The organism is Duganella flavida, from assembly GCF_009857445.1.
GTDB lineage: Bacteria > Pseudomonadota > Gammaproteobacteria > Burkholderiales > Burkholderiaceae_D > Rugamonas > Rugamonas flavida.
This window is the reverse complement of sequence record NZ_WWCN01000001.1, coordinates 80,480-102,767: the sequence shown is the minus strand read 5'-3', so window position 1 is coordinate 102,767 and position 22,288 is coordinate 80,480. Positions and strand designations below refer to the sequence as shown.

Genomic DNA, 22,288 nt, shown 5'->3' with positions numbered 1-22,288 from the left:
TGGCATTATTGCTGCACAAATCGCCTGCGAGTGTACGGAGCGATGTATCGAGAAATCCAGACGCACTGCCTCCTATTTGTCGTCTCCCTGGAACCAAACGCCTGCTCTGGCGCAGCGAAGACATCTCCACTTGGGTCGCAAAGTTTGTCCAAGGAACCTCAGCTACTCAGCCAACCTCCGTTCCATCGCTTGGCGCGCCGCGAGGCCGTGGTCGCCCGCGCAAGACTGAGCAGAGAGGCATTGCATGAGGCCTGTCCGCCATTCGTTGATCCGTCGCCAACGCGAAAAGGCCGCAGGCGATTACGCACAGGCTACCGGGGGCACCAGCTATGCACGCTCCGTTAAGTCTCAAATCTACGATGCTGGCAAATCGTCGGCGATCAATGCGGAGCGTACCGACAGCGCGCCAGCGCTGCCGGTGCGCTTCGCCGTTGATGCCGAGAATACCGGGTTAGTGCCGCAAATTGCGCAGGTAAGCGCAGCAATGAACGCCCCCATTAATAACATGGGGGAAAACCTGTCAGGCAAACGCGAGGCTCGTTGGAGCACTGCCAATGATGAGCACCTTGGTCATGTTCAGCTCGTCATGACTGATGGCGGGGAGGTCAAGACGGTAATGGTCCGCCGTCCTACTGAAAAGCAAATCTGCATTATCGACTGGATCAATTTCTCAGTGGCCGAGGAAACGTGGAACAAGACCGCTAGAGAGCAGTTAATCACGGATGAGCAATTCGTCTACGAAGCCAGTCGCCAGCTTGAAAAAATTTTTGGGTTCGGTGTTACGCAGAAGTGCAAGAGCGGTAAGAACTTCTTCACCGATTCTTGGATGCTGGGTGATGGCATGGGCTTTGTTTGCTTTGGTACCTGTGGCCTGTTTGCTTCGTCTCCTCCGTTGGCTCAACGCCACCGGATTTTGTCCCTGAAATCGTACCCGGATGTGCTGCTTGCCTGATTCAGTGAGCCTCCAAAAAAGATCTTTTTATTAGTGATTTGACATCTAACTTGCTTTGGAGTATCGTATTTGAACCCGCTCCAAAACGCGCGCGGACAAACAGCACTATCGAAATTGGCCACAAATGTGGCCTGGATCAACACGTCTATCAAGAAGAGAACATATGAAACAAGAGATTGTCCGCACCAAATCGAAATCCGTTCCTCCAGCCCAATCGAAACCGCCAAAGCGAGCATCGGCGATCGGCGAAAAGCCGACACCGGTAGCGTTTGCGCGGAAAGCGCTTAAGGGGGAATTTGCTAGAAAATGATTGATGAGAAAACGCACTCTAAAAGAGTGCTTCTCTGGAGGGGTGGTGCCCGAGGCCGGAATCGAACCGGCACGCCTTGCGGCGGGGGATTTTCGTACCTGCTACGGCTTTCGCCGCCTGCGCAAACGCAGTTTGGGGTCTGGAGCACGCCTTCACCATAGCACTGTTGTGCCTTAGGTGCCCGCCGTCTGCTCTCTACACCTTCCGAGACGCTTTCGCATCAAGGCTTGGCTCGGTATTGGCTCGGAATCAAGTTCCAGGGCCTTCGCCGAGTTTGACGGGCTTCACCTTCGAGGTTTCCCCTGAAGGGCTCAATTTTTGCGGTCTGGATCCCCTGCGTCTACCAATAGCACCAATCGGGCTATGAAGGGTCATATGATCGCGTGGCAGCGTTTGCCAGGCAGTGGAAGCTGAGGCAATCGGAGTGGGGCAATTCTGCTAGCAAACGAACAGCCAGGTCTTACCGAGGTCGCTTCAACACCACGTATAGCTGCTGGTGCGCAGAACACTTGAGTCGCCATAGGATGGCTTTGTGAGGAAAATTTTGGGGAAACCATGGGGAAAATTTGGGGAAGATTTAACCGAATTGTTTCCTCTTGCTTCCTCTTCTTGCTTTCTGTTTCCCGGTCGGTTATTCTTTAGATTCAAGGAGTTACAGAGTTTATGCGGCCTCCAAACCAGTCGACTGAGGGCCTCCGAAGCCAAGGGTCGTGGGTTCGATCCCCGCCAGCCGCACCAAAATTCCCCAGTAAATTCAATAGTTTATGTTTAGCGCAGGTTAACGAAACATGTTGGCGTCGTCGCCATTGGATTTACCGGAAATCGCTTCCATGCGACTATTCTTGCTCTAACTATAACGAGAGAGACAAGATGAACTGCATACCGATTCCGACTCAACAGCGGTATCCCTCCCTGCGCCGTGCCATGACAGCTAGCGCGCTGGCCATGATGCTCGGTGCCTGTGGCGGATCTGGCGGTACCGCCGCTGCCGCGTCGACTAGCACCAGCGCGCCGCCCCCGGTGGTGACGCCATCGAGCGGCACTTGCAGCAACGCCGTCACGGTGCCGCCGTATCAGACCAAGACCAGCCTGCCTTTCTGTGCCAGCCTGTCCACCGCAGCGGCGGGCAGTGATGGCGTTGGCGCTGAAAACGGCAAGGCCTGCCAGCAGCGCAGCGGTTTCGATATCGTTGCGGAGATGGGCGCGGGCTGGAATCTCGGCAACACTCTGGACGCGAGCGGTAACACCGCGAGCTCGCTGGCCGATGAGACCTTCTGGGGCAACCCTGTCACCACCAAAGCCAATATCGATGCCTTGAAAAAGGCTGGCTTCAGCAGTTTGCGCCTGCCGGTGAGCTGGGACGACCATATCAGCGGCGAGGGCAAGGTCATCGACCGCGTCTGGCTGGACCGGGTAGAGGAAGTCGCCAACTATGCGCTGGCGAATGACATGCTGGTTATCGTCAATATTCACCATAACAAGGGCTGGGAAATGCCCACGCTCGCCAATGAGGCGGTGGCGAAAGAGGTGCTGACCAAGCTGTGGACGCAGATTGCCGCGCGCTTCAAACCGTACGAATACCGCCTGATTTTTGAAGTCATGAATGAACCGCGCGTGACGGTGGATGGGGTGGACGACTGGGGCGGCAAGGCGGAATATTACGATGTGCTCAACCGGCTTAACGCCACCGCCCTGGCCACCATACGCGCCAGTGGCGGCAACAACGCGCGCCGGCTGGTGATGTTGCCGACCTACGCGGCGGCGCCGGGGGAGCAGCAGCTCAATGGCCTGCTGCTGCCGAACGATAAGATGGTGGCGCTGTCGACACACGCGTATTCGCCGTATGATTTCGCGCTGAACCAGAAGGGCAGCGCGGTATTCACTGGCCAGGCGGAATTGGATGCCTTGTTCCAGCGCCTGAATACGCGCTACGTCCAGAAGGGAACGCCGGTGATCATGGGCGAGTGGGCCTCTACCGACAAGAATAATGCCGCCGAGCGGGTCAAGCACGCACAGTATTTTGCACGGGGTGCGCGGCTGGCAGGCATACCCACGCTGTGGTGGGACAACGGCAATCTGAACTGGTCGGCGACCTCGACTGACGTCATGGGCATTTTCGACCGCCGGACCAACAGCTTTACCCATCAGGACATTGTCGACGCCATCATGTGCAGCGTGAAGTGAATCAGCGGCGCCCGCCAAGCGGCAAGCCCGGCAGCGGCGGGTACTTGACGGCGTTCAGCGTCATTTTCTCGATGGCGGCGGCGTGCAGGTCGACGTCCAGCTTGTCGGCCAGCTGCACCAGATAGAGCAGCACGTCGGCCAGTTCGTGGCGGACGGCGGCGCGGGTGGCGGCGTCCAGCTCGGCAGGGGCGCCGGTTGGCAGCCACTGGAAGTGCTCGGCTACTTCGGCCACTTCCACCGACATTGCCATCGCCAGGTTCTTGGGCGTGTGATATTGCGCCCAGTCGCGGGCTTGGGCGAATTGGCGGGTGCGTTCACGCAGATCGTGCAGATCGTGCAGGTCGGAGGTCGTCATTGCGCGGTTCATTCCTTGTTTTCTACCGTTTGTCGCACGGTGCGGACGTGCGCCAGGGGCGCTGGCTATAGTGGCGGCATTATAACTTTAAGGACTCGCCATCATGCGCCGCACTCTCATCGCTCTTGCTGCTCTCTCCATCCTCGCCGGTTGCGCCGTCATCGTGGTGCCGGATGGCGAGGGTGGTATGCATTACAAGTCCGCTTTCGGCGGTGATGCGGTGCAGGGCAACGGCCAGAATCTGGTCGAGACGCGCCAGGTCGCCACGCTGGACGGCATCGATGTCAATGGCCCGATGCAGGTTGAAATCCGTGTCGGCCAGGGCACCTCGCTGCAAGTGGAGGGCGACAGCAACATCTTGCCACTGCTGCGCACCGACGCCAGCAACGGCACGCTGCGGATCTGGGTGGAGGGCAATGTCCGCACCAGCAATCCGCTGCGCGTGACCTACACCACGCCGGCGCTGCACCAGGTCACGGCCAACGGCTCGGGCCAGATGAATATCGCTGGCTTGAGCGGCGGTCCGCTCAACCTGTCGCTGAATGGTTCGCGCGCGGTGCGGGTGAGCGGCTATGTCAGCCAGCTGGATGCGCGCCTGAATGGCTCCGGCGGCCTGAATGCCTCCGGCCTCGACAGCACCGCTACGGTGGCGCGTTTGAGCGGTTCCGGCCAGTTGGCGCTGGGCCGCGTCAATGGCGAGCAACTGAACCTTGAGCTGCACGGCTCGGGCAGCGCCAACGCCAGCGGCAACGTGCGCAATATGACGGTGCGCCTGAACGGCTCCGGCAGCGCCGACCTGGCCGGCCTGACCAGCCAGACCGCAGAACTCAGCACCAACGGTTCGGGCAGCATTTCGGCTGCCGTCACGCAGTCGGTGGTGGCGGCTGCCAACGGTTCCGGCGGTGTGACGGTGTACGGCAATCCGGCACAGCGTAACGTCAGCGGCAAGCGCGTGAGTTTCGTCCAGTAATTACCTCACCTTAAAGAACGCCATCGAGGTCTGAAGCTGTTCCGCCTGGCCGCTCATCTCTTCGGCGGTGGCGGCCAGCTGTTCCGAGCTGGAGGCGTTCATCTGGGTGGTCTGGCTCAACTGGCTCATGGCCGCATTGATCTGGCCCGCGCCGGCCGACTGTTCTTCCGATGCCGCCGTAATCTCCTGTACCAGGTCCGAGGTGCGTTTGATATTCGGCAGCATGGTATCGAGCAGTGATCCGGCTTTCTCGGCCAACGACACGCTGCCCGACGCCACCTGTTCGATTTCCTGCGCCGCCACCTGGCTGCGCTCGGCCAGCTTGCGTACTTCGGCCGCCACCACCGCAAAGCCTTTACCATGCTCGCCCGCGCGCGCCGCTTCGATGGCCGCGTTCAGCGCCAGCAGATTGGTCTGGTAGGCGATATCGTCGATGATGCCGATTTTCTTGGCAATCTCGCGCATCGCCGACACCGTGGAGCGCACCGCCTCGCCGCCTTCGCCGGCTTCCTGCGCAGCCTTGCCGGCCATGCTGTCGGTGACCTTGGCGTTCTCGGTGTTCTGCGCAATCGAGGCCGACATCTGCTCGATGGCGGCACTGGATTCTTCCGCCGCTGCCGCCTGCTCGCTGGCGCCCTGCGACAGCGACTGCGCGGTGGCGCTGACTTCTTCCGAGGCGCTGGCCAGGGCTTCCGCACCGTCATTCACTTCGGTCACCACGCGTGACAGGTTGCCGACCATGCTATTCATGGCCGCCAGCAGGCTGGTGGTGTCGCCCGGTTTGATCTGCACCCGCACCGTCAGGTCGCCGTTGGCGATGCGGTTGACGATGTCGGCCGCGTAATCCGGTTCGCCGCCCAATTGCTTGAGCAGGGCGCGCGCGATGAAGACGCTGATCAACGCCACCGCCGCCAGCGTGACCACGGCAATGATGATGGAATTGCGCATCGCAGTTTTCTTGGCCAGCACTGCCTGTTCGGCGCCGTGCTGGCCGAGATCGACGTTGTAATCGAAGTGTTCATCGATGGCCGCCTGCATCACCTGGATCGCCGGGCGTGCCTGGTCCAGCAGGGCGCGCGCCTTGTCGTTGTGGTTGGAGCGCGATTCCTGCAGCACCGCTTCAATCTGCGGCTGCACCTTGGTCCACGCATCGTGCTCGCGGGCCAGGATGGCTTTGTCCTTGTCGTCGGCCAGCAGCGCTTCGTATTTTTTCAGGTTGTCGTCGACCAGCTTGCGCATATCGTCGACTTGCTTGTCGAGCTCCGCGAACTTTTTGTCATCGGAATTGAGCACGTGCTGGTTGACGCGGATGCGCATGCGCAGGAAGCTGTCGCGCACCTTGTCCAGCACCACCAGACTGGGTACCGTGTTGACCGTGGAGAAGTTGGCGGCCTCATAGACTTCGTCCATCTGATATTGGGCCAGGCCGGCCAGCACCACGATGCCTGTCAGGGCTGCACCTGCCAGTAGTCCCAGTTTTTGCGCGACGCTCAGTTTCATTGCATGCTCCCCTATTTTTTAGGTGGCTGTCATGTGACTTAACCGACGGCTGCCACTGCCGTAGTTCCTTGTAACCGTTCGATCAGCGCCGCCAAGGGCATCGGCCGCGCGTACAGATATCCTTGCATGCTGTCGCAGTCGTTGGCGATCAGGAAGTCGGCCTGCGCCTGCGTTTCCACGCCTTCCGCCACCACCCGCAAACCGAGGTGGCCCGCCATCGCCAGGATGGACTGCACCAGCGCCTTGCTGCTGGCGTCTTCCGGCGTGTCCATGATGAAGCTGCGGTCGATCTTCAACTCGTACAGCGGCATCTTCTTCAGATAGGCCATGCTGGAATAGCCGGTGCCGAAATCGTCAATCGAGAAGCGCAGGCCCATTTCGGTCAGCTGGTGCATGCGGGCGATGGTGTCGTCCATCTTGTCGATCAACAGGCCTTCGGTCACTTCCAGCACCAGCAGGCGTGCAGGGGCGCCGCTGTCGGCCAGCGCTTGCCGCACCTGCTCGACGAAGTCGGCTTGCCGGAACTGGGTTGGACTGACGTTGACGGACAGCGGCATCGTCAGTCCTGCCGCTTGCAATTGCAGCACGGCGTCGCAGGCCTGGCGTAGCGCCCACCCGCCGAGTTCAACTATCAGGCCCGATTCTTCCGCCACCGGGATGAAGACGTTGGGTGGCACCATGCCGCCTTCGGCCAGCGGCCAGCGCATCAGCAGCTCGCCGCCGATGGCGCGGCCGCTGCGGTCGACCTGTGCCTGCACGTGCATCTGCAGCTGGCCGGCGGCCAATGCTGCGCTCAGGTCGCGCTCCAGCGTCAGGCGCTGTTCGACTTCAGCCTGCATCTCGGATTCGAAGAAGGCGATGCCGTTGCGGCCATCGGACTTGGCGCGGTACATGGCGGTATCGGATTCGCGCAGCAGGTCTTGCGAGGTCTGGCCGCCGTGGCCAGCGCGCGGCAGCATGGTCACGCCGATGCTGGCGGTGGAGTTGTAGGTCTGGCCTTCGATCTCGAAATCCTGGCCGATGGCGGCGCGGATTTTTTCCGCCACCGTTAGCGCCGCATGGGTGGCGCCGGGCAGCTCGTGCGACAGGTGGCCCAGCAGCACCACAAACTCGTCGCCGCCGATGCGCGCCACGGTGTCGGCCTTGCGCATCAATTTGCTGAGGCGGTCGGCGGCGTTGCACAGCAGGGCGTCGCCGATGGCGTGGCCGCGCGCGTCGTTGATGGTCTTGAAGCGATCGAGGTCGATGAACATCACGGCGCTGTAAGTGCCGCCGCGTTCGGAGCTGGCCAGCAGCTTGTCGATGCGGTCCATCAGCAGGCGGCGGTTGGGCAGGCCGGTCAGCACATCGAAGAATGCCAGGCGGTGGATATCGTCCTGCGATTTTTTGCGTTCGGTGATATCGCGTTCGACCGCCACCCAGTGCGTGTAGACGCCGCCCTCGTCGGCAAACGGTACCAGCTCGGTCTCGACCCAGTACGGCTCGCCGGTCTTGGTGTAGTTGAGCAGCTCGGCGCGCACCGGCTGGCTGCGCGCCATATGGCGTTCGATGTCGTCCACCACCGATTGCTCGGTGTCCGGCCCACGCAGCATGCGCAGATTCTGGCCCAGCACCTCGTCGCGGCGGTAGCCGGTGCGGCGCTCGAACGCTTCGTTGACGAAGATGATGTGCTGCGCGGTCTCCGGCGTGGTGGAGTGCTTGTCGACTTCGGCGATCAGCACCATGTCGTTCAGGCGCGCCACGGCGGCCGAGGTCAGGCGCAGTTCGGCGTTCAGCAGCGACAGCTGGTCGAACGAGCGCTCAAGGTGCTGCAGCAGCACCGCGCACGACAGCGTCAGTACCGCCGTCATGAACATGAAATTGATGGAGATAATGGCGGCCTTGAGGAAGCCGTAATCGGGTAAGCCTTGCAGGTGCAGGTTGGCGTTGTCTTCAAAGCCCAGCACCATCACGGCCAGGCCGGCCAGTATCAGTGTGACCATGGCTGGCCGCAGTCCCAGCAGCAGCGCCGCCAGCACCGGCACTGCCATCAGGTAAATCTGACTGACCGGCCCCACCTTGAGTAGCAGGGCGATGCCGAGCACAAAGGCCACGGTCAAAAAATTGATGACACGCGAGGTGTAGGAAATGCTGCGCCAGCGCCAGATTACGCCGACCCACACCAGCGCCACGCTGTCGACCACGGCGATCGACCACATGCCTTCGCTGACGGCCAACAGCACACTGGGCACGGCTGTGGCCAGCCCGAGCAAGAACACAACCAGCAGCAGCTTGGCAAAGATTTGCGCGCGCCAGTGCGCTATGTCATTGGCCACTGCCACGGGGGAAGCCTCCAGGATGCGTTACGGTAGTGATGCAACTGATAGTACCCGCATTCGCATGCCGTGTCACCGTGGCAATTCTAGCCTTATTCCCCGGCCTGGATGCTGCCGATCCCAGCCACTTCCTTGTTCACTTTTTTGGGATGGCCGTAGTAGGTCAGGCCGCCAATACCCTTGGCCACGGCGTTCAGCAGGTCGGAGGCGTAGACGCTGATATTGCCCACGCCTTCGAACTGCACATCGACGCGCTCGGCCTGCAGCTTGCGGGTGTCGACCCGGCCCACGCCCTTGGCGCTCAGGCGCAGGTACTTGACCTTGCCGTCGGCCACCAGCTGGCCGGCGCCGAGGTAGCTGATGTCGATGCGGTCGGTGTTGATGTTGTGGAGCTGGGTTTCGCCCGCGCCTTCCAGCTTGACGCGGCTCAGCGACGGCACTGTGATGGTGACGGTGGGCGCGCCCTTGGCGGAGGTGAACTGCTTGTCCGGCAGGATGACTTGCAGCTCATTGTCGATCACCTCGGTCTTCAGCATGCTGACGAATTTGTCTTCGCCGCTGACCACCACCGATTGCGCGTCGCCGACCTGCACCTTCATGCTGAAAGCGCCCTTGGCGTTAATGGCGATAAAGCCGGGCAGGGTGCGCTTGGACTCGGCGCCGTGTGCAGCAGCGCTGAGAGCAAACAAGGCGGGGATCAGGACAGCTGCAACGGTACGGCGCATGGTAATTCCTCGGTAAGGTTAACAAATACGACAATATTAATTTTACTGAATTTTTAGCTAACGCCGACAAGTTTGCGACGAACTGCAAAAATCCCGGCCTGTGTTGCGCGAGGACTACGCTCGCAGCTTCGTGAACAGGCGTTCGATGTCGATTTCCTGGATCAGCACATTGCCCTGGTTGGCCTTGATCAGGCGCGGCGCCAGCGCGGACTCGCCGGCGCCCAGCGGCGACTCGGTCATGTCGGCACTGTCGAACTGCTGCACCGAATGCAGGTCGTCGACCAGCAGGCCGATGGTGCTGTCGCCTTGATGCACCAGCATCACCTGGCTGTTGTCGCTGACCAGGCCCGGCTTGCCGGTGGCCAGCAAGGCAAGGTCGAATACCCACACGAAGTGCTTGCGGCCACCGGCCAGCGGCACGTCCAGCATGCCCAGCCGGGCCGGATGGCCGGCGCCGGCGGTGCGCTGCACTTTGGCGTACGGCACCGCTTCCTGCACCTGCGCCGCGCGCAGCGCCATCAGCGTGCGGCCGGCGTAGAAGATGGCGAAGTCCGGACCGCTGTCGCGCAGGCGCTCGATGCGCACGCCGGCGCGCGGCAGTTCGTGGCGCACCGGACCAAAGGCTTGCAGCAGCACCGCAATCACCGGCTGCTCGACGCCGTCGGCAGCGCGGAATTCGCGGTAGCCGCTGGCGCGGGTGCAGGCGGCGATCACGTACTGACCGTCGTGCTGCAGGATGCGCGCCACGCTGGCGCCATTTCCAGCGCAGGCTTGCGCCAGCAGGCCTGCTTCCAGTTGTAGCAGCGCGCCCGGCGCGCAGGCAGCATCGGTGGAGGACAGCACGCGGCCCTCCGGCGTGACGACGTAGGCGCGCATGTGCGCGCGCCCGGCCACGCCGCTGAGCAGCATGTTGAGCAGCTCCGGCTGGGCGTCGAACACGATGCCGATGCCACCAATGACGGTCGCGCTTTGCTCGGGATGGCGGATTGCCGCGTGGTAGATGTAGGTGGGCTGGCCGCCGTACAGTGGCGACGGCGCGAACGGCTCCGGGTAGTGATCGAGCTCGCTGCGCAGCGCGCACACGCGGGTCAGCGTCTCGCCGCTGATGAACTGGCCGACTGCTTGCTGGTCGCCGGTGCTGGCGATAATGCGGCCGCTGCGGTCGTAGACGAACAGGCGCGCGTACACGGTGTACAGGCTGTTGATGTAGCGGAGCACTTCGGCCATGGCGGCGGTTTGCGCATCGGAGGGCTGCGCCAGCCCGCGCCGCAGCTGGGCCGACAGCGCCCACCAGCGGCCATCGTTGGCGCGTTCGTACAGGTTGCGGTCCAGCATATCGACCAGCAGCTGCGAGGTCAGCGCAGCTTCGCTGATGCTGGAAGCCAGCACGGTCTGGTACAGGTCCTGGATCGAGTGCGAGAACAGCGCGTCGCTGCGCTCGCCGGTTTCGGTGATCTGGTCGAGCACGGTGTTGAGTTTGTTGATGCCGCCGCCATTCTGGCTTGCGCTGTCGTTGGCGGCGCTGGTGACCTTGCCGTTCCAGACGATGCGCTCGATGGTGCGGGTGGTCTTGGTGACCGAACTCATCAGCTCATGCAGCGGCGGGCTGAAGGCTTCCGCGTGCGACAGCAGGCCTTGCATCAGCGCTGGTTCAACCCCGGCCAGTGCGTGCTCGCCGTTGCCGCGGAACGCCAGGTCGACCGGGATCATCAGTTGCGCCTTCCAGCCTGCCGGGCCGGGATAGCCCTGGTAGCCGGCCGAGCTGAAGGTGCGCACCAGGTATTCGCGGCCGCCGAACATCAGCAAGTGCGGCTGGCCGTCGGCATTGGTGGGCACGCGCACGCCGGCTGGGATCCACAGCGGATCGGCGCTGCTGATCACGTGGTCTTGCGCGTCAAGCAGCAGCATGTTGGCGCGCTGCGAAGGATCGCGGTAGGCGGCGAAGATGGTGTTCATCTCCTGCTCGAAATTGAAGCACAGGCACAGCACGCCAGCCGGTGCGCCGGTGTCGGGATGCAGCATGCGGTGCGAGTACACCAGCGCGCGCGATTTGCCGGGCCGCAGGTCGGTGGCGCGGAAGGTTTCGTGGTAGCTGTGCTGCTCCAGCGTTTGCTGCAGCAGCGGGTCGCGGCTGTATGTCACCGGGGTAGATGGATCGGCTTGCACCAGCACGCGGCCTTCGGTGTCGAGCAACAGGATTTCATCGTAGACGGTGTACTTGTCGCGGTAGTCGGACAGGCGCTGGCGCGCTTGCTCACGGTCGTCGTCGAGGCCGGCCACGAAGCGGCACAGCGCGACATCGGTGGCGAGGAAGCCGACATCGGCGGTGCGCTCGAACAGGTTGCGTACCAGGATGTCGATGGCGTAGCGCGCCTGCGTGCCAAGGTCGGCCAGCACGTGGCGCACCTTTTCCTGCACCAGGTTGGCAACCAGCGCCTGCTCCAGGTGCGCGAAACCGGTGCGGGTGGCCACCATCGCCGGCAGCAGCAGGCGCGCTTCGGCCGGACAATTCATCTTGGCGGACGACTCGATGAGGCGCCACATCTGGTTGAGTTCCCGCAGGGAGGTTTCGCAGCGGGCGACGTCGGGCATATGGGGTAGGAATATGTCCGAATTAGCTTGGGTGTAAATGGTCATTACGGTTTGAGCTAGTCGTGAAAGAAGTATTTTTTAAGCAAACAATGTGCCACGGGAAACTTTTTGCACCAAAAAAAACGCCACCCGTCTGGGTGGCGTTGGCATGGGGCACGGCCTGCTTATTTATTGCTCAGGCACTCCTTCATGAAAGCTTTGCGTTCATCGCCTTTTTTGCCGGTGGCGTCGGCATTACATTTTTTCATCTTGTCCTGCTGCGTCATTTTTGGCGCTTCGGCGGCTGGCTTGGCGCTCAGGCATTCCTTCATGAAGGCCTTGCGCTCATCGCCTTTTTTACCGGTGGCATCGGCATTACAAGTTTTCATCTTGTTTTGCTGTGCAGTCGGTTCGGCCGCCAACACGGCGCCGCTCAGGGACAGGATCAAGCTGGCTACGAACAGTTTTTTCATGTGAATTCCTCGCAGGATAAAAGCACGGTGGTGGGCGTGGCGGGATGCTTGCCGCAGTTTTACTATAACGGACTTATCCCGCCACGCCTAATTTTCCTGCGTCAGTCGTCGCCCTCCACGAATACCACGGTGGTGCGCGGCGGGACGGTGAAGCTGCCGTTGGTGCTGCTGTAGGTGGCGGTGCGGGCCAGCGTGTCGCCGCTGGAGTTGCGCTGCACTTTGTGCACCTTCAGGCTGCGGCCCGCCAGTTCGGCGGCGCTCACGGTTTGCGCGCTGCTGGTGACGTTGAACAGCGTGACGACTGATTTGTATTTCGCGCCGTCATAACGCTGGCCGTTGATGCTCATCACGATCACGCCCGCCACTTGCGATGGACCGGTGTTGTGGAAGCGCAGGCGGTCGGCGACGTCGGCTGCCGTGCGCAGGCGGAACAGCGTGCTGTCCTGGCGGATCGCGAGATAGTCGTTCATCACATTGCGCGCGGCGACGATGGCGGCGGTGTCCGGCTTGATCAGCGTATTGGCCAGAATCGGCGACATCAGCGGCCAGTTGCCCGAGTTGACTGCGGCCAGCGGCAAGCCGACGCCGAAGTTGTTGGACTGGTAGCTGTAGTCCAGCTTGTTAAACCAGTCGCCTGCATCGTAGCTGTCACGGTCCATCGATTTGGAGCGCAGGATTTCCTGGCCGGCGTGCAGGAAAGGCAAGCCTTGCGACAGCACGGTGAAAGCCGCGCCCAGGTTCTGCGCCCGCACGCGGTCGGCCAGCGCGGTGTTTTGCGGCAGCTTGTAGGCGTTGAGGTCGAACAGGGTCTGGTTGTCGTGCGCTTCCACGTAGTTGATGGTTTCCGACGGCTGCGCGGCGAAGCCCGCTTGCTGGCCGAAGTAGTCGATCTCGGAGTTCTTGCGCAGCGTGCCCGAGCGGTCGGTGAAGCGGTAGTCGCGCAGGGTGCCGGACAGCGCTACCTTGGCCAGGTCGCCCAGGCGCAGCAAGTCATCCTTGGTCTGCGAGGAGTGGCCGTTTGGATCGGTGTAGACGCCGTTGACCAGACCTTGCTGGCTCAGCAGCGCATCGCCGCTGTCGCAGCAGCCGCCGCCGCGCATGGTGTCGCGGATGCGGTCGTTGAACGAGCCGATGCCGCTGCCGTACATATTCGCCTGGCGCGCCTGCACGAAGCGGCTGTCGTTGGCGACGGTGCCGAAGTTCCAGGCCTCGCCGTACAGGTAGATGTCGCGGCCGGCCGCCTGGTTGACGGAGCTTTGCAGCTGCTTCATCACCGACAGCGGCGTGAAGCCCATGATGTCGAAGCGGAAGCCGTCGACTTTGTAGTCGCGCGCCCAGGTGCTGGTGGAGTCGATCATCAGCTTGGCCATCATGGCGTTCTCCGAGGCGGTGTCGGCGCAGCAGCTGTCGTTGGTGATGCTGCCGCCCGCGTTCAGGCGGTAGTAGTAGGTCGGTACGATTTTATCGAGTACCGACAGCGAACCTTGCTGCGAGGCGCTGGTGTGGTTGTAGACCACGTCCATCACCACCCGCAGGCCTTGTTCGTGCAGGCCCTGCACCATGGCGCGGAACTCGCGCACGCGCACCGCGCCGTCGTTGGCGTTGGACGAGTAGCTGCCTTCCGGCGCCGTGTAATGGACCGGATCATAGCCCCAGTTGAAGCAGTCGGTGCCGCGCGCGGCTTCCACCGCCGCCTGCTGCTCGGTGCCGTTGGCGGCGCCGTTCGGGATGGTTGGCGTGGTGCAGCCAGCTTCGTTGACGCTGGCGATGTCAAACGTCGGCAGCAGGTGGATGTGGCTCAGGCCGGCCTTCTGCATGTCGCCGAGGTGGCGCATGCCGTTCGAGTTGGCATCGGTGAAGGCCAGGTATTTACCGCGGTGCGCGGCTGGCACGCTGCTGTCGCTGATGCTGAAATCGCGGATGTGCAATTCGTACAGCGCGATGTCGGCCGGATGCGCAAGGCGCGGCACACGTTGGCCATCCCAGCCGCTTGGTTTCAGCGCGCTGCTATCGAGGTTGGCGATGAAGCTGCGCTGGCTGTTGGCGTTCAGGCTCAGCGAGTAAGGATCGGTGACGGTGTTGTTGACCAGCGTATTGCCGGCCCAGCGTGATAGCACCTGCACGTTGTAGGTGTAGTAGTAGCGGTTGGCCCAGCTGGCGTCAGGCGCGGTGTAGCTCCACACGCCGCTGGCGTAGTCGAACTTCATGGCGCGCGTGACGGTGGCTGCTGCGTTGGCGTCCGGGTACAGGTTGAGGCTGACCGATTTGGCGGTCGGCGCCCACAGGCGGAAGGTCGGTACGCCATTGCTGGCGAAGCTGACACCCAGTTTGGCATTGATGGCGCTGGCAAACACACTGTCCAACATGCCACTGATTTGCAGCGAGGTCACTTGCACCAGCTTGCCCGCCGCATCGAACTGGGCGATGGCGAACTGGTTTCTGACCTTGGCTGCCAGGCTATTGGCGTCGTACGGCGAGATGCTGAGCGCGGTGGCGCCGGCCAAGTGCGGATATTTTTGCTGCAGGTAGGCGGGCAGGCTGGCGGCGCTGGTCAGCGCGATGCTGCCGTCGGCGCCGGTGACGCCGTCCACGCTGGAACCGAGGCCGCCGTTGGTCGCGTAGTACAGCTTGTAGCTGGCGCCGCTGACGGGCACGCCGGGCCAAGCCAGGGTGGTGGCGTTCAGCCAGTGAGCGTTGGCGTTGTTCAGGTTGCCGAAGCTGATGGCTGGCTGGCTGTTGTAGACGGTGCAATCGCCCTCCAGCAGCCAGACTTCCTGGCCGGCGGTAGCGATGTTGCTGCTGAAGGCGGCAGATTGGTCGTTACCGCAATTCTTGTTGCCGCTGCCGTCGGTGACCAGGAACCAGATCGCCGATTTGCCGGTGTTGATCGGGATGTCGACATAGCCGCCGAAGCTGTCGGCCTGGTTCATCATGAAGCGGCCGGTGATCCAGCCCGGGCTCGGGTTGACCGGGCCGTCCCACGAATACACGCCCCACTGGGCTTCGTCGCCCTGGGTGCGGTGGAAGTGCATGCGGATGTTGCCGGCGGTGACAGGGTTGGTGCTGGCGGACGTGCCGCTGGCGCGGGTTTGCAAAGGGGCGGCAAGTGTCTTGGTGGCCGGGCTGGCGGTATCGGCGTCACTGCCGCCACCGCCGCAAGCTGCCAGCGTGGCCAATGTCGCCATGGCCAAGGCGAGTTTCGCCATTGAAACTAAACTACAGTTAGGTTTCATGCATATCTCCGTTGTTGGTGTGATTTTGCCTCCGGTATTCTTTGTCCCGGATGGGTTTGTAATATTACTACTTACAAAATTCAAAAATGATAAATATTTTTACGGAGTGTGGCGCAAAAAAAACGCCACCCGAGGTGGCGCTGTGGTTTGGCAAGGGCTTAGAAGTCTTGCACGGTTGGGCGCAGGACGATTTCGTTGATGTCGACATCGGCCGGTTGCTCGATGGCGTAGGCGATGGCGCGGGCCACGGCGTCGGCTGGAATCGCCAGTTTGTAGAACTCCTGGACGAAGTTGGAGCTGGCTTGGTGCGAGCTGCCCAGCTTCAGTTCGGAATCGACCGCGCCCGGTTCGATGGTGGTGGTGCGGATGCTGCCGCCCACTTCATGGCGCAAGCCTTCCGAGATGGCGCGCACGGCGAACTTGGTGCCGCTGTAGACGGTGCCACCCGGGCTGAACACTTTGATACCGGCCACCGAGGCGATGTTGATGAAGTGGCCGCTGTTTTGTTTGCGGAACTGCGGCAGCGCGGCGGCAATCCCGTACAGCACGCCTTTGACGTTGATGTCGATCATGCGGTCCCATTCGTCGACTTTGAGCTCGTCCAGTGGCGCAATCGACATCAGGCCGGCGTTGTTGATCAACACGTCGACGCGGCCGTAGACGCGCACGGCAGTGTCGATCAGCGCTTGCACTTGCTGCTTGTTGGTGACGTCGGTGGCCACCACTTCGGCCTTGCCGCCGGCAGTGTGGATCTCGCCGGCGATTTGCTCCAGCTTCTCGGTGCGGCGTGCGCCGAGCACCACAGCGGCGCCGCGTGCGGCCAGGTAACGGGCAGTGGCTTCGCCGAGACCGCTGCTGGCGCCGGTGATCACAACGACTTTGTTTTCGATGTTATTCATTTCAGGACTCCTGGTGGTTGGTTGATGAAGCAAGTATAGGGAGCCTGACTATGGGAATAAATGGAAATGATATGATTTGAGAATTCCATTTTTAGGAATTATCTAGCCATGCTGAACCGATTGGAAATGTTGCGCATTTTCGTGGCCGCCGCCGAGGCGCGCAACTTCAAGGAGGCCGCAGCGCGGCTGGGGATTTCACCGCAAGCCGTCACGCGCGCCGTGCAGGACCTGGAAGCAGTGCAGGGCGAGCTGCTATTCCACCGCAACACGCGCGGCATCCAGATCACCACCTACGGCGAGCACCTTGCCACGCAGGCGCGCGACAGTGTGCAGCAGGTGGATGCGCTGTTCCAGTCGCAATCGGCGCAGGAGCCATCGGCAGGATTGGTGCGGCTGACCGCACCGGTGGGACTGGGACGGCGACTGATGCTGCCGGTGCTGCTGGCGCTGGGCCGTCAGTATCCACTGCTGCGCTTTGACATCCAGTTCAGCGACACCCACGCCGACGTGGTGGATGAACGCATCGACATCGGCGTGCGCTTCGGTTCCATGCATGACAGCCGCTACATCGCGCGCCGCGTGGCGTCGCCGCCGTTCCGCACGGTTGGCACGCCGGAGCTGATCGCGCAGCACGGCAAACCGAAGACCATCGAGCAACTGCATGAACTGCCGACCACCTCGCTGCGCGACCTCAGCACCGGCCGGCCGTGGCCGTGGTACTTCAGCGGTGGCCAGCATATCTCGCCGGTCAACCCGCGTTTTCTCAGCAGTGATTCGGAAGCGGAATTTGACGCCATCATGGCCGGCATCGGCTTTGGCCAATTGCCGGGCTTTATGGCTGATGAGCATATCGCCAGCGGCAAGCTGGTGCCGGTGCTGCAGAAATTGCAGCCGGAGGCGTGGGACATTTACGTTTACCGCCCCCAGCGCGGCCCGGTGCCGCCGCGCATCCGGCTGGTGTTCGACCAGCTGGTGGCGGGGCTGGGCGGATAGGACTTACGCGGCCTTGGCGCCGGCGTCCGGGCGGCCGCAGTAGCGTTCGACGTAGGCCTGGTGGGTCGGCAGCTGCACCACGGTGCGGTCGATGCGGCCTTTGATCCCGCCGAGGAAGCCTTTCAGCTCTTCATCGCCCATCAGGTCAGCGGTCTGGTGGTGCGACTTCGGCATGATGCCCTGGCCCAGCATCACCTGGATCCACGAGTTCTCCGCGAACAGTTCGTTTGGAATCCGGAACACGCGGCCACTTTCCTTGAACAGGTCGATGCGGTGTTTGAGCGAATCGGGAATGCTCATCTCGCGCGCATCGATCCAGAACTGCGAATCGGTGCGGTTGTTGACGTGGTAGTGCAGGATGATGAAGTCGCGAATGTGGTCGATCTCGCGGTTGCACTGGGCGTTGTATTCGTCGATGTCGGCCTGGTGGATGCCGTCCGACGGGAACGATTGCATCAGGCGGATTACGCTGCGCTGGATCAGGTGGATGCTGGTCGATTCAATCGGCTCCAGGAAGCCACTCGACAGGCCGATCGCCACCACATTGCCTTTCCACGTTTCGCGGCGCTGGCAAGGCTGGAACTTGATCACGCGCGGTTCGATCAGTGTCTTGCCGGTGACGTTGGCCAGCAGCTGTTTGCGCGCGGCGTCGTCGTCCAGATAGCGGCTCGAATATACGATGCCGTTGCCGACGCGGTGCTGCAGCGGGATTTTCCACTGCCAGCCGGCCTGGTGCGCCATCGAACGGGTCAGCGGCACGGCGTCGCCGACCGAGGTAGTTTGCACGGCAATCGCGCGGTCGCAGAACAGCCATTGCGACCAGTCTTCCACTTCCTCTTGCATGGCGTCGCCGATCAGCAGGGCGCGGAAGCCGGTGCAGTCGATGAACAGGTCGCCTTCAATTTCCTGGCCCGAGGCCAGCGTGACGGAACGTACGTCGCCGTTGGCGTGCTTGGCGTAGCTGACGATCTTGCCTTCGATGCGCTGCACGCCGCGCGGCTCGCTCAGGCGGCGCAGGTATTTGGCGTAGCGGCTGGCGTCCAGGTGGTAGGCGTAGTTCATACCGTTGTTCGGCAGGTGGGCGAAGCGGTTTTCTTTCGATGCTTTCAGCTCCAGGCAGTAGTCGCCGTAGTCGCTGGCGATGCCGCGCTCGACGCCCTTGCGCCAGAAGTGCTGGAAGCCGGCGGTCCAGTGGTCGGTGCCGGTAACGCCGAAGGAGTGGATGTAGTCTTCCTTGACGTTGCGCCATTCTTCAAAGCTGATGCCGAGCTTGAAGGTGGCCTGGGTCTCGGCCATGAATTCCTGCTCGTTGATTTCCAATACGTTGTGGAAGTTCATCAGCGTTGGGATGGTGGCTTCGCCCACGCCCACGGTGCCGATTTCTTCCGACTCGATCAGTTTGATGTCGAGCAGCTTGCCCAGCACTTTGGAGATGCCGGCCGCAGCCATCCAGCCGGCCGTGCCGCCGCCGCAGATGACTACGCGGCGGACGGGTTGGCGATTGTTCGGATCACGCATATTCAGGGTCTCCTTAACGGTTTAGTCTTTTGAGTAGTTGTGTGCGCAGGGCGCGCGCGCCATCGGTCGTCAGCGGCGCCAGGACGCCGCGCGCATTGGGCGGGATATGAGCAGCCGTTTCTTCGTCGGCCTCGAAAATGTAATGACGGAAAATCTCCTGCCACGCCTTGCGCTGCGCTGGAGGCAGGTCGCGCATGCTGAGGAAGGCCGTCATCAGGGCGTTGGTCGGGGTGTCCATATAGTCCGGCGACTGGCGCCACCAGTAGTTGACCAGCACGTTGAAGGCGTCCAGCGCTTCAATGTGATGCCACCACATGCTCGGGATGAACAGGGCGTCGCCCGGACCCAGCTCGGCCACCAGCGCGTGCTTGAGCGCTTCGGCAAACTTGGGAAACTTGTTGAAATCCGGATTCAGGAAATCGACCAGGCTGATGGCCTGGCCGGCCGGCGTAAAGTCTACCGGTCCCACGTACAGGTTCTGCAGCTGCGACGGCGGGAACAGGGTGAAGCGGCGATGGCCGGCTGCCACCACGGCCACATTGTCCGGCAAGTCGTAGTGGGCGGCGATGCGGGTGCGGTTGCCGATCCAGATGCTGGCCAGCGTATCGCGCGCACCCAGCTGCAAATCGTTGAATTCGCGGAAGCCGGGCAGGCAGGTGTCGATGGTGGTGGAGCCGACGTAGATGGTCGGTGCCGGGTCCATCTGGCTCTTGGCTTCGATCTCGTCCAGCACGCCGGTCAGCTTGGCGTGCACCGGCTGGAAATTGAAGCCGCTCAGGTCGTCGTTATAGAAGAAGCGGCCGCCCGCGTCCGGCCCGCCCAGCATGGCGCCGATGGTGGCGCCCTGGTAGTGGCGGCGCAGGTAGTCGCTGCCGGCGCGGTCGGATTCCAGCGCAGCACGCACCATCGGCCAGCTCGATGCGAGGCCGCGCAGCACCACCGGCGTGGTGGCGGTGAGCAGTTCGTCAGTCAGGTCAGCCGGCCCGAGGCCGCTGACTTCGCGGATGGCTTCAGGCATGGACGAGGGCGTTCTTACGGTCGATCAGCATGCGGAAGTTGGACAGCGAGGCGATCACCAGGTAAATCGCTTGCAAGTAGCCGGCCGCGTGCAGCTTGGCGATGGCTTCGCCGCTCAGCGCTTGCAGACGGTCTTCGTTGATGGTGTAGAAGCCGACCAGGCGGTTTTGCGAGCCGTCGTTGAGTTCGATGTCGAGCACAAAGCTTTCCAGCAGTTCGTTTTCCAGCAGCGCCGACAGGAAGCCAGGTAAATCTTGCATGCCCTGGTGGATGCCGAACAGCAGCGAGTTCATTTGTTCGAGGAAGTCGGTGTTGCCGCCGTGTGGCAGGAATACTTGCTGGCCGTCGAACTGGCTGACGCGCGGGTGGTCGAGGTCGATATTCACCATCAACTGGTCACCGCTGACGCCGATCAGGAAAGGCTGGCGCTCCACCATCATCGGCACGTAAGGCGCTTCCCAGCGTTCGCCTTTGAGGAACAGGTTCTCGCCTTCCTGGAAGCCGAACAGGGCGATCGGCTCGAAGCCCAGGCCGTCCACGGTCTTGCGGAACACGATGGGGTAGCAGGCTTGCACGTCGCGGAATTCGGCCGGGAAGGTGGCAACCGACATCAACTGGTCGCCCAGGTCAGCGCCGCGGCGGGTGATCACGCGCAGGTCGCGGTGTTCGAGGTTGTTCAGCAAAACTGGGTTAGGCATATGGTGTCTCTTCTCGTTTTAAATTTTCTGCAAGCCGTGAAGCTTGATGTGATTGATGAGCGCGCGGTTATCCGGCAACGCGCCCAGCATTTTTCTGGTCAAGGTGGCTGCTTCGTGGAAGTAGCCATCGGCCATGCCGGCTTCCTGCGGTTTGGGCGCGCGGCTGAAGTCACTGCGGAAGCCCATGCCGTACAGGATGTATTGGTAGCTCGCCGAGGGAAATACTTCCTCGATGCGGTTGAAGTCGCTGCGCGATGGCGCGCGGTGCTGCCACAGCGTCAGCAGGTCGCGCAGGCGTTCTGGCGCCTTGGCCGGATCGGTGTTGTCGCGCCAGTAGGGCGTGTCGCGGCGCCGGCTCAGCACGTAGTGCAGCTTGAGGAAGTCGATCACGCGTTCCCAGCGGTAGGTGAAAGCGTGGTTGAAGCGTTTGGCCACGATGTCCATCGCCGCGCGCGAGGCTGGCAGGTCGTCGCTGATCATGGCGGCCGACATTTCAACGATGGCCAGCGCCGATGCTTCCAGCGGTTCGATAAAACCGGCTGACAAGCCGATGGCCACGCAGTTGCGGTGCCAGAATTTTTCGCGGTAGCCGGGCTCGAAGGTCAGTTTGCGCGGCTGCGGAATCTCACGCGGGCCACCGCTCTGCACGATGTAGGCGCGCAGCTCCGCTTCGGCCTGGTCGTCGCTGATGTAGCCACTGGCGTAGACGTGGCCGATGCCGCGCCGGGTTGGCAGGCCGATATCCCAGATCCAGCCGGCGCTTTGCGCGGTGGAGGAGGTCTGCGAGGCAATCGGGCTGTCCTCGGCCGGATACGGGATCTGCACCGCCAGTGCCGAGTCGTTGTACAGCACGTGTTTTTGCGGAATCAGCGGGATGCCGTAGTGCTGGCCCAGCAGCAGCGATTGCAGGCCGGTGCAGTCGATGAACAGGTCGCCTTCAAGCGCGCCATGCTTTTGCGTTTGCAATGAGGCGATGTCGCCGTTGTCATGCGAGTTGATGCCGACCACGTGGTCCGACACGTACTGCACGCCCAGCTTTTCCAGGCAGTGTTTGCGCAGGAAGGTGCCGAACTTGCCGGCGTCGAGGTGGTAGCCGTAGTTGGCCACCGCCGCGTACTCGGGCGTCTGCACTTGCTTGGGGGCGCGGCCCTGGGTGCACAAATGCGGCTGGAAGCTGACCAGGTCGGCAAACGGCACTGACGCCCCCAGCGCTTGCCATTGCTCGGGCAGGTTCACCTCGCCGTAGCCTTGCGGCAGGACGAAAGGGTGGAAGTAGTAATCGTGCTCGCCGCCATCGACCCAGCGGTTGAAGCGCGAGCCTTGCTTGAACGAGGCGTCGCATTCGCGGAAGAAATCGGATTCGGACACGCCAATGCGGTGCAGGGTGTCGCGCATGCTCGGCCAGGTGCCTTCGCCCACGCCGATGGGGGCAACGTCAGGGGATTCGACCAGGGTGATCTGCAGGCCGCCGGGAGCTGCGGCGCGATGTTCTGCGGCGATCAGGCCGGCAGTCATCCAGCCGGCAGAGCCGCCGCCTACGATCACGATACGTCTCAGCATGGTGGGCCTTATTAC

Annotated in this window: 16 protein-coding genes; 4 read left to right on the top strand and 12 right to left on the bottom strand. The window is 62.3% G+C overall.

The features are described 5' to 3' along the window. Positions 1 to 244: 244 nt before the first annotated feature. Both GTP46_RS00435 and GTP46_RS00430 read left to right on the top strand, forming a co-directional pair. A complete protein-coding gene (locus tag GTP46_RS00435; protein WP_161004678.1) occupies positions 245 to 952 on the top strand; it encodes a hypothetical protein in 708 nt (235 codons plus the stop codon). A gap of 1,234 nt (positions 953 to 2,186) precedes the next feature. Next, complete coding sequence (locus GTP46_RS00430) at positions 2,187 to 3,446, top strand: glycoside hydrolase family 5 protein (RefSeq protein WP_161004677.1); 1,260 nt, start codon at positions 2,187 to 2,189, stop codon at positions 3,444 to 3,446. Position 3,447: 1 nt separating this feature from the next. Here the strand turns inward: GTP46_RS00430 and GTP46_RS00425 are convergent, their stop codons facing one another. Continuing rightward, positions 3,448 to 3,801: a nucleotide pyrophosphohydrolase gene (locus tag GTP46_RS00425; RefSeq protein ID WP_229258743.1), complete on the bottom strand. Its 354-nt coding sequence runs from the start codon at positions 3,799 to 3,801 to the stop codon at positions 3,448 to 3,450. 103 nt (positions 3,802 to 3,904) lie between these two features. Between GTP46_RS00425 and GTP46_RS00420 the strand changes: the two genes are divergently transcribed. Beyond that, on the top strand, positions 3,905 to 4,771 hold the full coding sequence (locus GTP46_RS00420) for a head GIN domain-containing protein (protein WP_161004675.1): 867 nt from the start codon (positions 3,905 to 3,907) through the stop codon (positions 4,769 to 4,771). On the opposite strand, the gene GTP46_RS00415 is transcribed toward GTP46_RS00420, so the two are convergent. From GTP46_RS00415 to GTP46_RS00385, 7 genes are all read right to left on the bottom strand, one after another. Next, positions 4,772 to 6,271, bottom strand: a complete 1,500-nt coding sequence (locus GTP46_RS00415) for a methyl-accepting chemotaxis protein (RefSeq protein WP_161004674.1) — start codon at positions 6,269 to 6,271, stop codon at positions 4,772 to 4,774. A gap of 38 nt (positions 6,272 to 6,309) precedes the next feature. Continuing rightward, entirely contained in the window at positions 6,310 to 8,592 is a 2,283-nt protein-coding gene (locus tag GTP46_RS00410) for a putative bifunctional diguanylate cyclase/phosphodiesterase (protein WP_161004673.1), read from the bottom strand. Between the two features lie 86 nt (positions 8,593 to 8,678). Further along, positions 8,679 to 9,311, bottom strand: a complete 633-nt coding sequence (locus GTP46_RS00405; protein WP_161004672.1) for a head GIN domain-containing protein — start codon at positions 9,309 to 9,311, stop codon at positions 8,679 to 8,681. A 114-nt stretch (positions 9,312 to 9,425) separates the two neighbouring features. Beyond that, entirely contained in the window at positions 9,426 to 11,903 is a 2,478-nt protein-coding gene (locus tag GTP46_RS00400) for a chemotaxis protein CheW (RefSeq protein WP_229258742.1), read from the bottom strand. Between the two features lie 164 nt (positions 11,904 to 12,067). Beyond that, positions 12,068 to 12,355, bottom strand: a complete 288-nt coding sequence (locus GTP46_RS00395; protein ID WP_161004671.1) for a PsiF family protein — start codon at positions 12,353 to 12,355, stop codon at positions 12,068 to 12,070. A 101-nt stretch (positions 12,356 to 12,456) separates the two neighbouring features. After that, a complete protein-coding gene (gene pulA / locus GTP46_RS00390; RefSeq protein ID WP_229258741.1) occupies positions 12,457 to 15,561 on the bottom strand; it encodes a pullulanase-type alpha-1,6-glucosidase in 3,105 nt (1,034 codons plus the stop codon). A 185-nt stretch (positions 15,562 to 15,746) separates the two neighbouring features. Beyond that, positions 15,747 to 16,487: an SDR family oxidoreductase gene (locus tag GTP46_RS00385; RefSeq protein ID WP_161004669.1), complete on the bottom strand. Its 741-nt coding sequence runs from the start codon at positions 16,485 to 16,487 to the stop codon at positions 15,747 to 15,749. Positions 16,488 to 16,595: 108 nt separating this feature from the next. Here GTP46_RS00385 and GTP46_RS00380 point away from each other — a divergent pair, with 108 nt between their 5' ends. Continuing rightward, the gene (locus GTP46_RS00380) at positions 16,596 to 17,480 is read left to right on the top strand and encodes a LysR family transcriptional regulator (RefSeq protein ID WP_161004668.1); all 885 of its coding nucleotides are present in this window, start codon (positions 16,596 to 16,598) and stop codon (positions 17,478 to 17,480) included. A gap of 3 nt (positions 17,481 to 17,483) precedes the next feature. Here GTP46_RS00380 and GTP46_RS00375 read toward each other — a convergent pair whose 3' ends face one another. Genes GTP46_RS00375 through GTP46_RS00360 form a run of 4 tightly spaced genes read right to left on the bottom strand, consistent with a single transcriptional unit; the run spans position 17,484 to position 22,273 of the window. Beyond that, positions 17,484 to 18,998 (bottom strand): tryptophan halogenase family protein, encoded by a 1,515-nt coding sequence (locus tag GTP46_RS00375; RefSeq protein WP_161004667.1) that lies wholly within the window; start codon positions 18,996 to 18,998, stop codon positions 17,484 to 17,486. Positions 18,999 to 19,011: 13 nt separating this feature from the next. Continuing rightward, complete coding sequence (locus GTP46_RS00370; protein WP_161004666.1) at positions 19,012 to 20,016, bottom strand: cupin-like domain-containing protein; 1,005 nt, start codon at positions 20,014 to 20,016, stop codon at positions 19,012 to 19,014. Continuing rightward, complete coding sequence (locus GTP46_RS00365) at positions 20,009 to 20,713, bottom strand: SapC family protein (protein ID WP_161004665.1); 705 nt, start codon at positions 20,711 to 20,713, stop codon at positions 20,009 to 20,011. The genes GTP46_RS00370 and GTP46_RS00365 overlap by 8 nt, the downstream gene beginning before the upstream one ends. Before the next feature lie 18 nt (positions 20,714 to 20,731). Further along, positions 20,732 to 22,273, bottom strand: a complete 1,542-nt coding sequence (locus tag GTP46_RS00360) for a tryptophan halogenase family protein (protein WP_161004664.1) — start codon at positions 22,271 to 22,273, stop codon at positions 20,732 to 20,734. Positions 22,274 to 22,288: the final 15 nt, after the last annotated feature.